Origin of the sequence: uncultured Chryseobacterium sp. (assembly GCF_936933875.1) — a bacterium.
GTDB lineage: Bacteria > Bacteroidota > Bacteroidia > Flavobacteriales > Weeksellaceae > CAKZIK01.
Genome location: NZ_CAKZIK010000007.1, coordinates 17,968 through 31,226, shown reverse-complemented (window position 1 = coordinate 31,226; position 13,259 = coordinate 17,968). Strand labels below are relative to the sequence as shown.

Sequence of the window (13,259 nt, the reverse complement as noted above, 5' to 3'; positions counted from 1 at the left end):
AGTTAATGACCGAAAACCATAAATCCTAAAATTGATACGGTTTTTCAGTGGCCTCTTATTCTGGTGGGGATTTTTTGTGCTAAAAACCTTAAATTTGTTGCACACTTATACAAAGTTCTAAATCTTTGTCAAAGTTTTTAATTCAAAAAACATTAAAAAAATATGTTCTACGACCATCAGCAGATTGAAAAAAAGTGGCAGAAATACTGGGAAGAAAACCAAACCTATAAAACCTCCGATAAAACCGACAAGCCGAAATTTTACGTTTTGGATATGTTTCCGTATCCTTCCGGAGCGGGACTTCACGTTGGACATCCATTAGGATATATTGCGTCGGACATTTATGCGAGATACAAAAGACATCAGGGTTTCAATGTTCTTCACCCAATTGGTTACGATTCTTTTGGTCTTCCGGCAGAACAGTACGCGATTCAGACAGGGCAACATCCTGCCATAACAACGGAACAGAATATTAAAAGATACGAAGAACAGCTTAGAAAAATTGGTTTTTCTTTCGATTGGAATAGGGAAGTAAGAACTTCTGATGCTTCTTATTACAAATGGACGCAGTGGATTTTTATTCAGTTGTTCCATTCGTGGTACAATAAAGTTACAGATAAGGCAGAACCTATCGAGACTTTAATTAAGCATTTTGAAGAATACGGAACAGATAATTTATCAGCAGTTCAGAATGACGAATTAAAATTTACATCCGAAGAATGGAATTCCGCTTCTGAATTGGACAGACAGGATATTTTACTGAATTACCGTTTGGCTTTCCGTGCCGAAACTACAGTAAACTGGTGTCCTGCATTAGGAACAGTTTTGGCGAATGATGAGGTGAAAGATGGTAAATCCGAACGTGGCGGTTTTCCGGTTTATCAGAAAAAAATGATGCAGTGGAGCATGAGAATTACTGCTTACTCTGAAAGATTGCTGCAGGGATTGAAAACATTAGACTGGCCACAACCTTTAAAAGATTCTCAGGAATACTGGATTGGGAAATCTCAGGGAGCTCAGGTTACTTTTGATGTTGAAAGTTCTGCAGAGAAAATTTCGGTATTTACAACGCGTCCTGATACTATTTTCGGAGCAACATTTATGGTTTTGGCGCCGGAAAATCCTTTGGTTGAAAGTTTAACGACGGATGAACAAAAAGCAGAAGTTCAAAAATATATCGAAGAAACTTCCAAGAAAACCGAAAGAGACAGGATGTCGGACGTGAAAAACGTCAGCGGTGCTTTTACGGGAAGTTACGCTTTAAATCCGTTTTCGGATGCCAAAATGCCGATTTATATCTCGGATTATGTGTTGATGGGTTACGGAACCGGAGCTGTAATGGCTGTTCCCGCTCATGACGAACGCGACCACCGTTTTGCGAAGAAATTCGGTTTGGAAATTATTAAAGTGGTAGAAACCGATGTTGATATTCAGGAAGAATCTTACGATTCAAAAGACAGCGTGTCTGTGAATTCAGATTTCTTGAACGGAATGAAATATGATGAAGCAAAAGCGAGAATCATCGACGAAATTACGAACCGAAATATAGGGCACGGAACAACTAACTATAAACAGCGTGATGCGATTTTTTCACGCCAAAGATATTGGGGAGAGCCAGTTCCTGTATTTTATAAGGACGGAATGCCTTACACTTTACCGGTTTCAGCATTGCCTTTGGAACTTCCTGAAGTGGAGAAATATTTACCAACGGAAGATGGAGACCCACCATTAGGAAATGCCAAAAATTTCGCTTGGGACGAATTGAATGAAAAAGTAGTTTCCACAGAGGATATTGATAACATTACGGTATTTCCTTTGGAACTTTCTACAATGCCTGGTTGGGCTGGAAGTTCGTGGTATTTCCAGAGATATATGGACCCGAAAAATGATGAAGTTTTCGTAGATAAAAACCTTTCAGATTATTGGGGACAGGTTGATTTATACATCGGCGGAAGTGAGCATGCAACCGGACATTTGCTGTATTCCCGTTTTTGGAATATGTTTTTGAAAGACAGAGGTTATGTAAAATTCGATGAACCTTTCCAAAAACTGATTAATCAGGGAATGATTTTGGGGATGAGTGCATTTGCTTTTAGAATTGATGGAACGAATCAGTTTGTTTCAAAAAATCTTGCAAAGGATTATCAAACTCAAAAAATCCACGTTGATGTTTCTTTATTAAAAGGAGACGAACTTGATGTAGAGAAATTCAAATTGTGGAGACCGGAATTCGCGGAGGCGGAATTTATTTTGGAAGACGGAAAATACATCACAGAACGTGAAGTAGAGAAAATGTCGAAATCCAAATACAACGTCGTAAATCCTGATGACATTTGCGTTGAATATGGAGCAGATACGCTAAGGCTTTACGAAATGTTCCTTGGTCCTTTAGAGCAAAGTAAACCATGGAATACGCAAGGACTTTCAGGAGTGTACGGATTTTTGAAAAAATTCTACAACCTTTATTTTAATGGAGATAGTTTCGAAGTTTCTGAAGAAGAGCCCACGAAAGAAGAGTACAAAGTGCTTCATACCTTAATTAAAAAGGTGGTGTATGATATCGACCATTTCTCTTTCAATACTTCTGTTTCATCATTTATGATTGCTGTAAACGATTTACAGAAGCTAAAAACCAATAAGAGAAAAATTTTGGAACCTTTGGCAATTATCGTTTCACCTTATGCACCACACATTTCGGAAGAACTGTGGTCATTATTGGGACACAACAGTTCAATTGAATTTGAAGCATTCCCAACACTGGATGAAAAGTATCTGGTAGAAGACGAAATCGACTATCCAGTAAGCTTTAACGGAAAGATGAGGTTTAAATTGAGTTTGCCAGCAGATTTAGAGGTAAAGCAGATTGAGGAATCAGCAATGAAAGATGAGAGAACGTTGCAGCATTTGGACGGAAATAATCCTAAAAAAGTTATCATTGTCCCGAAAAAAATCATTAATATTGTGTTCTAAAACAAAAAAAACAAACAAAAATTCGGATTGAAGATTCAATAAAAAATTGAAGATTTTTTTTCTAATTTTCAACACTTTTTTTAAAACCGACAATATCTAATAAAATATAAAGTAAATTTTAATAAATATGCAATGAAGTCGCTTGGGTAAAGGATAAAAATAATGGTTAACATTATCTTAAACACTTGCATTATTGAATATTTTAATTTTATTTTACGCCGCGAAACTTAAAAAAATAACAATATAATTTAGTTTAATATGGAAATGAATGTTTCAAACACAGAGGAGCAAGTAGTTGCTAAAAAAGCGGGAGGTCTTAATCCTGCAGTCATCATCCCTATCCTTTTCTTAATTGGTGTGGGTATTTATTTATTTGTATTGGGTAGTCCTGGTAACTTTAAGGATGCCGAAAAATTAGGAGGCGGCTCTGTTGCTTTTTCAGATGTTGAAGGAAAAGACATTCATCCGGATTCTTTCTTAGGAATTATCTACAAAGGAGGAGTTATCGTACCAATCTTGATTACTTTCATGATTACGGTAATCGTTTTCTCTATCGAGCGTGCATTAGTATTAGGTAGAGCTGCTGGTAAAGGAAACTTGGACAACTTCGTTGTAAAAGTAAGAAGCTTGCTTAACCAAAACAGAGTAGACGAAGCTATCGAAGAGTGCGACAGACAACAAGGTTCAGTTGGTAACGTTGTAAAAGAAGGTCTTACTACTTACAAAGCTTTGGCGCATGATAATACTTTGAACAAAGAGCAGAAAATGGTTGCTTTGAACAAAGCAATTGAAGAAGCTACAACTTTGGAAATGCCAATGTTGGAGAAAAACATGATGATCCTTTCTACTCTAGGTACAGTAGCAACATTGGTCGCACTACTTGGAACGGTAATCGGGATGATCAAGGCGTTCTTCGCACTAGGTTCTGGTGGCGGTACTCCGGATGCAGCTGCACTATCTACAGGTATCTCTGAAGCATTGATTAATACAGCTTTAGGTATTGGTACTTCTGCAATTGCGATTATCCTTTATAACTATTTTACTTCTAAAATCGACGGATTGACTTACAAGATCGATGAGATCGCAATGTCTATCCAACAGTCTTTCGCTGAATTCCACTAAGAATTTTTAGGCAAAGTTTTTGTATTGTTTCAATACACCAAAGAAGTTTAATAAACAATAAATTTTAATTACAATGGCGAGAGTCAAACCTAAACGACATGGAGTTGTTACCGATATGACGGCAATGTGTGACGTTGCATTCCTATTGTTAACATTCTTCATCTTAACCACGCAGTTCAAAAAACCTGATGTGGAGCAGATTAAACCGCCATCTTCAATATCAGAAACATTGTTGCCGGACGCTAGTTTGATGACAATTAATGCAACTCCGGAAGGTAAATTTTATTTCCAGCCTGTAGAAAATGCATCAGAAAGACTCCAGGTTTTGGATAACATGGGTAAAAAGTATGGTACCACATTTACCAATGCCGAAAAAGCGTCTTTCCAAAAAGTTCAGGCCATCGGAGTTCCGATGAGCAGACTGAAAAGTTATCTGAATATGAGTGATGAGGAACAGAAAAGTTACAAGGATCCGCAAGGAGTTCCTATGGACAGTACAAATAAGCAGTTAGTAGACTGGGTACAGCAGAGCTTAGCCGTTAATCCTGATTATAAATTAGCGATTAAGGGTGATGTAAACACCAAGTACCCAAAAGTAAAGGCTTTATTTGAAGGTTTAAGAGATATCGATTTTCTTAAATTTTGGTTGATTACATCACAGGAAGATAATCCTAATAAATAATCATTAGAAGAAATGGCAGAAGTACAAGTACAAGAGAAAGGCGGAAAGGACGGCAAGGTTCGTTCGAAAAAGCAGAGTACGAGAGTGGACATGACTCCGATGGTGGATTTAGGATTCCTTTTGATTACCTTCTTTATGTTCACCACAACATTTAGCAAGCCTAATGTGATGAATTTAGGTCTTCCGGCAAAACCGAAGGAAAACCAAAAACCACCAGATACAGAAATCAAACTTTCAAACTCGATCTCTATCCTTATCGGGAAAGATAACAGAGTGTTTTGGCATCAGCAGGACAATACGTCTCTTACGGATGCTAACCTAAACGAAACAACATTCGACAGAGAGGGTATTAGAAAGATTATTCAGCAAGCAAAAGCCGGCGCGGCGGATCAAACCAAATTTACGGTGATCATTAAGCCAACCGACGATGCAGTATACAAGAACTTTGTTGATATTCTTGATGAAATGGCGATCACCAAAAACGAGCAGTACGGTGTTACTGATTTGAAACCTTGGGAAAAAGCTATCTATGAAAGAAAAGTTGGAGGCTCAACTCCTGCAGCTCCAGCAACAAAGTAATTTAACATCAAATTTTTTATAAAATGGCAGATGAAAACGTATACAATAGCAATCTAACTTTAGATGAAATTGTATTTGAAAACAGAAATAAAGAATACGGAGCTTATGACTTAAGACATAGCTATCCGAAAATTCTTACCAAATCATTCCTTTTGGGGACTGCTTTGTTTGTTACTTTGGCGTTGTCTCCATTTATCTACCTTACAATTAAAAGACTGGCTGCACCTCCAAAGCAGGAAGTAAAAGCAGATCTTGTAAACATTATTCAGGAAGATAAAGTTTTGGAACAGCCTAAAGAAGAGGAACCACCTCCACCACCTCCACCAAAAGTGGAAGCACCAAAGATAGAGGTTATACAGAACGTAGTTCCTGAGCCTAAAAGAGCACCTAAAGTAGAAACACCACCTCCACCAATTACAAAGCAGATGGAAACTACAACAGGTCTGGAAAATGTAGAAGGAGTTAAAGCTCCAAGTTATGCACCACCTCCACCACCACCTTCAACAGGTACAAAAACTGCAACAGTGGAAGTTAAGCCACAGGTAAGTACAACTGAAGTTTATGATTCAGTTGACCAGTCTGCAGAATATCCTGGAGGTATGGGAGCTCTTAGAGCATTCTTAGGTGATAACTTTGATACAGGTATCATGGATGGAGGAGAAGGAACTTTGAAAGCAAAATTGAGGTTTGTTGTTGAAAGAGACGGTACAGTATCCGGAGTGCAGGTTGTTGAAAAATCAGGAAATGCTGATTTCGACAGCGAAGCTGCAAGAGTTGTTAAGAAACTTAAAAAGTGGGCTCCGGCTAAGAAAAACGGACAAACAGTAAGATCTTACTACTCTGTACCATTTACTATGAATTTTGAATAATTGTTACAATTATTTATAATAAAGAGAAGCTTAGGCTTCTCTTTTTTTATTATTTTTGTGAAATGATGTTTAACTGGCTTTCAATGATTACCGGGGTGTTTTATATCGTTCTCGGTGTTGTAGTGATTATTTATAAATTTTTTATAATCACCCTTGATCCCAATCTTGCGTATCCACTTGGAGCGCTTTTGATTATTTATGGGATTTTTAGAATTTTTAGAGCAATCTATAGAATTAAAAATGATGGGAAAGAAAATTAATATTCTTTTGTTGTTGGCTTTTGCAATGTTTGTTACTTCTTGTAGAAAGAAAGAAATCAAAACTGTGAACGATTATAACAAAGGAGAAATTTCAATATTAACCGATGATTCTTTTAAAAGTGTTACCGAAGCTTTGGCAGATGCTTATATGATCAATTATCCGGAAACCAAAGTAAATGTTAAAGTGCAGAAAGAAGACTTGGCTTTAATGGATTTACTGAAAGGAAATTCAAAATTGATTGTAATGTCCAGAGATTTAACTCCGGAGGAAATTTCGGAGTACAAAAGAATTACCGATTTGGATTACCGGCAGGACAAGTTTGCGGCGGATGCTGTGTTATTTATTGTTCCGAAAAGCTCAGCAAGAAGAAGTATTTCCGTTGAAGAAGTAAAGCAAATGCTGAACTCTGATAATAAAAACTTAATATTTGACGGAACCAATGCTAGTAATTTGAATTTTGTTGCCCAGAAACTGGGAAAGAAACCAGAACAACTAAAATATTCAATCATCAGCGGAAACGAAAACGTTGTTGCACAATTATCAAAGTTTCCAGATAAAATTGGCGTTGTAAGTCTCAACACTTTAAGTAGACCGTATGGTAAAAATGCTGAGTTGTTGAGGGATTTGGTGAAAATTTTACCGGTTGAAGATAAAGGCAAAGTATTCGAACCATCCGGAGATAATCTTCGTCAAATGCAATATCCTTTTACTAGGATTTTGTACTTCCTGAACAACGAAGGAAACTTCCAAATCGCAAACGGAATTATCCGTTTTTCATGTACACAGCTTGGCCAAATGGTGGTAGAGAAAGAAGGTTTACAACCTTACAATATCTTTAAAAGAGAAGTCCAGATGAGATAATTTACAAAAAATTAATTTTTGGAATGAAAGTTGTGTAACAAATTACAGATATAATTAAAAATTAAAATATTTAAATGAAAGATAGAATGAAATTAACAAAAAAAGTTGTTCTCACTGCTGCGGTAGGATTTTTTGCTAACTTCGCTTTTGGTCAAACTGTACAGGAAGGTATTGTCAATGTTGATAGCCATAAATTTGCTAAAGCAAGACAGATTTATTCTGACATGATTGCTAAAGCTCCTGCAGAAGCCGACAATTATTTCTATTTAGGTAATACATACCTTACTCAGTTCGAACCAAATTTTGAAAAAGCTGAAGAGCAGTTCAAAAAAGGTTTAGCTGCAGACAGTAAAAATGCTTTAAATAAAATAGGTTTAGCGAGTGTAAAGCTTGGTAAAGGAGACAAATCTGCCATTGCAGAAATCCAAGCTGTAGTAAAAGATACCAGAGAAAAAGATCCGGAAGTTCTATACAGAGCTGCAGAAGCTTTAACAATGTTCGAAAAGAACAATGCTCCGGATGTTGCTATTGATTACTTGAATAAAGCTATCGCAAAATCCGAAAAAAGCGGAGTTCCTGCACCGGTTTATTACTCTTTAGGGGATGCTTACAGATTAAAAAAACTTCCTGGTGACGCCATGAATGCTTATGATAAAGCTTCAGTAGTAGCTAAAAACAAAGCATCTGTCTACACAAGAATGGCAACACTTTGGATGGCTGCACAACAATGGAAATTGGCTAAAGAAAACCTTGATAAAGCAGTAGCGGTAGATCCTACTTATGCTCCGGCTTACAAAGCAATGGCAAGTTATGATATAAGATATCAGGCAAATGCTAAAGCTACTCAAGATTTGATTAACTATGCTAAATATGCAGACGAAGATCCATATACATTGTTAGAAATCTCTAAACTGTATTTCACAAACGATGATTTTGCTAACTCAAAAGCGACTTTAGATAAAGTATTTGATAAAGTAAATGATCCAATTAAATATAAATTGAGAGCTTATTTGGATTATCACGCAGATGCAAACTATGCTTCAGCAAAACAAAACTTAGATAAGTTTTATACAGAAGTAAAAGATAAAACAAGAATTCAGCCTGCAGATAAAGGTCTTGAAGGTTTGATTATCGCCGGTCTTGCAAAAGACGAAAAAGATGCTGCTAAAAAATCAGCTGCATTCGCAGATGCTCAAACTAAAATTGCGGTAGCAAAAGCTGCAAAGGACGAAACAATGGATTGGGATGCTGAGTTGGCTAAAATCCAGGGTGGAGGCGGAGCTTCACAGTCTGCTGCAGACGCTGGTCCAACAAATGCTCAGGTAACTGCTTTAAATGCAAAGATCAAAGCTAATCCAAACGATACAGACGCTCTTTATGCTTTGGCAAACGAGTATCAGAACCTTAAAAACTGGAACGGTGCAATTATCACTTGGCAGAAAATGCAGAAATTGCTTCCAGATTGGGCTCCTGCAAATTACAGTTTAGGTTATGCTTACCAACAGGCTGGAAACAATGAAATGGCAAAATTGGCTTACCAGAAGTATATTGATACTGTAAAACCAGCAGAAGTAGATGCCAACAAACAAACTTTGGCTTACGCTTACTTCGCAGTTGCATATATGGTAAAAGATTCAGATTTGGCTAAGGCGAAAGATTACGCTGCAAAATCAGTTCAAATGGATCCTTCTTATACGGATGCTGTAAACTTGAACAAACAGTTGAACAAATAATAGTCAACATAAAAATTTTAGAACTTCCCGATTGAAAAATTGGGAAGTTTTTTTATTATATTTGAAATATGAAAGTAGATATTTTAGCCATTGGAGCTCATCCTGACGACGTTGAATTAGGCTGTGGCGGAACTTTAGCAAAATTAATTTCCGAAGGAAAAAAAGTAGCAATTGTGGATTTAACACAGGGCGAATTGGGAACACGAGGAACCAATTTAACCAGAGCTGAAGAAGCAGCAGAAGCGTCCAAAATTTTAGGAATTTCTGCCCGAGAAAATTTGAAAATGAAAGATGGCTTCCTCGAAAATTCAGAGGAGTACCAAATGAAGATTGTGAAGATGATTCGTAAATATCAACCCGCAATTGTTTTAGCCAATGCGATTGAAGACCGTCATCCCGACCACGCAAAAGCTGCAAAATTAGTTTCGGATGCCTGTTTTCTTGCGGGATTAACGAAGATTGAAACTTCAATTGATGGCGAAAATCAACAAACGTGGCGACCAAAACAGGTTTTTCACTACATCCAATGGAAACACATCACTCCGGATTTTGTGGTGGATATTTCAGACTTTATGGAAAAAAAACTTCAAGCTTGTCTCGCTTACAAAACGCAGTTTTACGACCCTAATTCTAAAGAACCAATGACGCCAATCGCAACGAAAGATTTCTTGGAAAGCCTTACATACAGAACTCAGGATTTGGGAAGACTTTCAGGAGTTAGTTATGCGGAAGGCTTCACCACAGAAAAATTACTGGCCTTTAAAAATTTTGATGGAATAATTTTGTAATTTTCTGAAAAAGCTTATATTTGCACACTCAAACGGTGATTGTAGCTCAGTTGGTTAGAGCGTCGGATTGTGGTTCCGAAGGTCGTGGGTTCGAGACCCATCATTCACCCTGATTAAAACGTACTGATTTTCAGTACGTTTTTTTGTGTTAAAGGGTTTGCGTTTTGAGGCGGCGGCGAAGCCGCCGCCTCAAAACGTCCTTCAATTACCCAATAAAAAAGCATCCAGTTTTGGATGCTTTAAATATGTAAATTTTTAAACTTCTTCGTCGGAATCGATAGTGTAAGAGCGGCTCTTAAAATCTTTATCATGTTTTTCTGATATTACATCTTCGCCTTTCTGGCTGATGATGAAATCTGTAGACTCGTTAAACATGTCCTGGAAGCTTTTGAAATCCTCTTTGTAAAGATAGATTTTGTGTTTTTCGAAAGTAGCTTCTCCATTTTCTCCAAAGTTTTTTTTACTTTCTGTAATAGTAAGATAATAATCCCCAGCTTTGGTCTCGCGCACATCAAAGAAATAAGTTCTTCTTCCTGCTTTCAACACCTTGGTGAAAATTTCATTCTCGTGGCGTTCCTTATAATCACTCATTGTACGATATTTTTTTGAAATCTTATTATAACAAATATAACAGAATTCTGCGAACTGCAAAATTTTTTTTAGATTTTGTCAATAAAATCGGGATATCAGTACGGATTACATAATTTTACGCAGAAGCGGAATTTTCTATTTCTGTGAGATTCAGGATTTTATCTGCACGTTTTGCAGAGGATTCTCTGTGCGTAATAATGATGGAAGTACAGTTCTGTATTTCGTTTTCGATATTTTGTAGGATGTTTTCTTCGGTTTCAGTATCCAAAGCAGAAAGAGAATCATCAAAAATAAGGATATTCGGTTCTTTTATTAAAGCTCTCGCAATACAAATTCTTTGCTTCTGTCCTCCGGAAAGCATTACACCGCGTTCTCCAACCATGGTTTGATACTGGTCTTTAAACTCAACAATATTTTTATGAACATCTGCTTTTTTCGCAAATTTTACTACCTTTTCGTGTGATGGATGGTCTATTGCGAAACCGATATTATTTTCAATGGTATCAGAAAACAAATAACTTTCCTGCGGAATGTAACCGACAAATTTTCTGTAGTTTTCTACATTATGGTCTTTCAGATTTTTTCCATCAATTAAAATCTCGCCTTCAGTTGGGTCAATTAATCGGCAAAGCAAAAGAGCAATAGTAGATTTTCCACTTCCAGTTTTGCCCATAATAGCTAGAGATTGGCCGGCATTAATTTTAAAACTTAAATTTTCTAAAGCTTTAATTCCCGTATTCGGATACGTATAAGAAACATTTCTGAACTCAATATCACCATAAATTGGATAAACTTCGTGATTGGTATTCACAATATCGGATTTCATATCCAAAAATTCATTAATTCTGGACATTGAAGCTTCCGCTCTTTGATTTACTGATGTAACCCAACCCACCATAGAAAAAGGCCAAATAAGAATGTTGATGTACATAAAGAAATCAGCAATTTTACCAACGCTGAGTTCATTGGCTAAATATTTCTGTCCACCAATTAAAAGGACGGCAACATTTAATAGACCAATCACAAAAAGGATAATCGTGAAGAAATAAGCTTCTGTTTTTGCTAAATCCAAAGTTTTATCCTGATAATCTTTTACTTTAATACCATAATTTTTCTCAATATATTTTTCCTTCGCGAAAAATTTCACCACGCGAATTCCCGAAAAACTGTCTTGTACAAACGTCGAAATTGCAGACTGGCTTTTCTGCATAATTTTCGATTTTCTGTTGATGATGGAACTTACTTTGTAAATCACATAAGAAAGAATCGGCAGCGGAATAAGTGTCCATAACGTCATGGAAACATCAGTTTTCAACATATAAACACTCGTGATAATCATGAGAATGAAAAGATTAACCACGTACATTACACCTGGCCCAAGATACATCCTCACTGCAACAACATCTTCACTCAATCGGTTCATTAAATCTCCGATAGTTGTTTTTTTATAGTCAGTTAGAGAAAGTTCCTGATAATGGTTGTAGATTTTATTTTTCAGCTCATATTCAATTCTTCTGGAGGCAACGATAATGGTTTGACGCATCATGAAGGTGAAAAACCCCGTTAAAAGTGAAGAGCCCACAATAATTCCAACATAGCTTAAAACCTCTTTGTTGAAACCAAGATGCATATTCGAAGAAATGGCATCTACAGATTTCCCAACATACTGAACTTTAAAAATATTGAAAAAATTACTGAGTATGATAAACAGAAATCCCCAGAAAAGCAACAGTTTGTGCTTCCAGAAATATGGATTAAGTGTCTTTAGTGCTTTCATAAATCTTGGCAAAAATACGTAAAAATTCTTCGAGCTGATGTAACAGTATTAAGACTTCAAACTTCCATCTTCCAAACTTTTTCTTATCTTTGCACCCACAAAAGCTCTTTGAAATGTTAGGAAGAAGACAAATCCGCGAAAAAGTAGTAGAAACGCTGTATTCTTATTACCAAAACCCAATAAAATACGACGTTCTGGAGAAAAATATGTTCTCCGAAATCGATAAGATTTATCACCTTTACATTTACCAGCTTAATTTCCTTGTTGCTTTAAAAGACCTTGCAGAGAACCAGATTGAAATCGGGAAGAACAAGTACATCAAAACAGAAAGCGACATTAATCCCAACCAAAAATTCATCAACAACCAAATTCTTTTAAAACTTGAAGAGAATGACGAGCGTCTTTCTTTCACGTCCAAACACAGAGAACTGAAGTGGGAATTGCATGACGACCTTTTGGTAAAAACTTTCCAGAGAATGACAGCCGGAAAAAGATATCAGGATTTCATGCAGGAAGAAGGCTACTCTTTTGAGGAAGACCAAAAATTTATCGGTAAACTTTTCCTGAGATATATTGCTGAAAACGAAGACTTCCACGACCATTTGGAAGAAAAAGAAATGAGTTGGGCAGATGATTTTCATATTTCGAACTCGATGATTCAGAAGACGATTGGTTTTATGAAAGAAAATCAACCGAGTCATACTTTAATTAAAATGATTAAAGACAAAGATGACGAGGAGTTCGCAAGAAAACTGTTGAAAGACTCATTAAATCATTGGGAAGAAACTGAAAAGAAACTGGAAGAAAGATTAGTGAACTGGGAACTGGACCGTGTTTCTTTAATAGACAAAATTATCATCATCGCGGCAATGACCGAACTTGATTATTTCCCTTTAACACCGGCAAGAGTGATTATCAATGAATATATTGAAATCTCAAAAGTGTTTTCTACAGAAAAATCAAATATATTTGTGAACGGAATCCTGGATAAATACACCAAGGATATGAACAGAAATTAATAAGAAA

12 protein-coding genes and 1 tRNA gene are annotated in these 13,259 nt (G+C 36.5%); 11 read left to right on the top strand and 2 right to left on the bottom strand.

Annotation, left to right across the window (positions count from 1 at the left end; translation table 11 throughout):
* Positions 1-162: 162 nt before the first annotated feature.
* The 10 genes from leuS (at position 163) to Q0252_RS00760 (ending at position 9,975) form a co-directional block, all read left to right on the top strand.
* Complete coding sequence (gene leuS / locus Q0252_RS00805) at positions 163-2,970, top strand: leucine--tRNA ligase (RefSeq protein WP_297982574.1); 2,808 nt, start codon at positions 163-165, stop codon at positions 2,968-2,970.
* A 258-nt stretch (positions 2,971-3,228) separates the two neighbouring features.
* A complete protein-coding gene (locus Q0252_RS00800; protein WP_297982571.1) occupies positions 3,229-4,092 on the top strand; it encodes a MotA/TolQ/ExbB proton channel family protein in 864 nt (287 codons plus the stop codon).
* A gap of 73 nt (positions 4,093-4,165) precedes the next feature.
* Positions 4,166-4,774 (top strand): biopolymer transporter ExbD, encoded by a 609-nt coding sequence (locus tag Q0252_RS00795; protein ID WP_297982568.1) that lies wholly within the window; start codon positions 4,166-4,168, stop codon positions 4,772-4,774.
* A 12-nt stretch (positions 4,775-4,786) separates the two neighbouring features.
* Positions 4,787-5,353 carry a biopolymer transporter ExbD gene (locus tag Q0252_RS00790; RefSeq protein WP_297982565.1) on the top strand — a complete coding sequence of 189 codons (567 nt, stop codon included), beginning with the start codon at positions 4,787-4,789 and terminating at the stop codon, positions 5,351-5,353.
* Between the two features lie 23 nt (positions 5,354-5,376).
* Positions 5,377-6,222, top strand: coding sequence for an energy transducer TonB (locus Q0252_RS00785; RefSeq protein ID WP_297982564.1), 846 nt, complete (start codon positions 5,377-5,379; stop codon positions 6,220-6,222).
* Positions 6,223-6,284: 62 nt separating this feature from the next.
* Positions 6,285-6,482: a C4-dicarboxylate ABC transporter gene (locus Q0252_RS00780; RefSeq protein ID WP_297982562.1), complete on the top strand. Its 198-nt coding sequence runs from the start codon at positions 6,285-6,287 to the stop codon at positions 6,480-6,482.
* A complete protein-coding gene (locus Q0252_RS00775) occupies positions 6,463-7,344 on the top strand; it encodes a PstS family phosphate ABC transporter substrate-binding protein (RefSeq protein ID WP_367174801.1) in 882 nt (293 codons plus the stop codon). Before Q0252_RS00780 ends, Q0252_RS00775 begins: the two co-directional genes overlap by 20 nt.
* Before the next feature lie 74 nt (positions 7,345-7,418).
* On the top strand, positions 7,419-9,077 hold the full coding sequence (locus tag Q0252_RS00770) for a hypothetical protein (RefSeq protein WP_297982560.1): 1,659 nt from the start codon (positions 7,419-7,421) through the stop codon (positions 9,075-9,077).
* A 68-nt stretch (positions 9,078-9,145) separates the two neighbouring features.
* Positions 9,146-9,865 carry a bacillithiol biosynthesis deacetylase BshB1 gene (bshB1, locus tag Q0252_RS00765; RefSeq protein ID WP_297982558.1) on the top strand — a complete coding sequence of 240 codons (720 nt, stop codon included), beginning with the start codon at positions 9,146-9,148 and terminating at the stop codon, positions 9,863-9,865.
* A 34-nt stretch (positions 9,866-9,899) separates the two neighbouring features.
* Positions 9,900-9,975: transfer RNA gene (locus Q0252_RS00760), tRNA-His, on the top strand.
* Positions 9,976-10,120: 145 nt separating this feature from the next.
* Here Q0252_RS00760 and Q0252_RS00755 read toward each other — a convergent pair.
* Complete coding sequence (locus Q0252_RS00755; protein WP_297982555.1) at positions 10,121-10,456, bottom strand: DUF3276 family protein; 336 nt, start codon at positions 10,454-10,456, stop codon at positions 10,121-10,123.
* Positions 10,457-10,571: 115 nt separating this feature from the next.
* Positions 10,572-12,233 carry an ABC transporter ATP-binding protein gene (locus tag Q0252_RS00750; RefSeq protein WP_297982552.1) on the bottom strand — a complete coding sequence of 554 codons (1,662 nt, stop codon included), beginning with the start codon at positions 12,231-12,233 and terminating at the stop codon, positions 10,572-10,574.
* 113 nt (positions 12,234-12,346) lie between these two features.
* Between Q0252_RS00750 and nusB the strand changes: the two genes are divergently transcribed.
* Entirely contained in the window at positions 12,347-13,252 is a 906-nt protein-coding gene (gene nusB, locus Q0252_RS00745; RefSeq protein WP_297982549.1) for a transcription antitermination factor NusB, read from the top strand.
* Positions 13,253-13,259: the final 7 nt, after the last annotated feature.

What these genes read in the sequence shown, in the direction of transcription:
- leuS (WP_297982574.1), top strand. Translation starts at nt 163, where the DNA reads ATGTTCTACGACCATCAGCAGATTGAAAAAAAGTGGCAGAAATACTGG.
- Q0252_RS00785 (WP_297982564.1), top strand. Translation starts at nt 5,377, where the DNA reads ATGGCAGATGAAAACGTATACAATAGCAATCTAACTTTAGATGAAATT.
- Q0252_RS00775 (WP_367174801.1), top strand. Translation starts at nt 6,463, where the DNA reads ATGATGGGAAAGAAAATTAATATTCTTTTGTTGTTGGCTTTTGCAATG.
- nusB (WP_297982549.1), top strand. Translation starts at nt 12,347, where the DNA reads ATGTTAGGAAGAAGACAAATCCGCGAAAAAGTAGTAGAAACGCTGTAT.
- Q0252_RS00790 (WP_297982565.1), top strand. Translation starts at nt 4,787, where the DNA reads ATGGCAGAAGTACAAGTACAAGAGAAAGGCGGAAAGGACGGCAAGGTT.
- bshB1 (WP_297982558.1), top strand. Translation starts at nt 9,146, where the DNA reads ATGAAAGTAGATATTTTAGCCATTGGAGCTCATCCTGACGACGTTGAA.
- Q0252_RS00795 (WP_297982568.1), top strand. Translation starts at nt 4,166, where the DNA reads ATGGCGAGAGTCAAACCTAAACGACATGGAGTTGTTACCGATATGACG.
- Q0252_RS00750 (WP_297982552.1), bottom strand. Translation starts at nt 12,233, where the DNA reads ATGAAAGCACTAAAGACACTTAATCCATATTTCTGGAAGCACAAACTG.
- Q0252_RS00800 (WP_297982571.1), top strand. Translation starts at nt 3,229, where the DNA reads ATGGAAATGAATGTTTCAAACACAGAGGAGCAAGTAGTTGCTAAAAAA.
- Q0252_RS00780 (WP_297982562.1), top strand. Translation starts at nt 6,285, where the DNA reads ATGATGTTTAACTGGCTTTCAATGATTACCGGGGTGTTTTATATCGTT.
- Q0252_RS00755 (WP_297982555.1), bottom strand. Translation starts at nt 10,456, where the DNA reads ATGAGTGATTATAAGGAACGCCACGAGAATGAAATTTTCACCAAGGTG.
- Q0252_RS00770 (WP_297982560.1), top strand. Translation starts at nt 7,419, where the DNA reads ATGAAAGATAGAATGAAATTAACAAAAAAAGTTGTTCTCACTGCTGCG.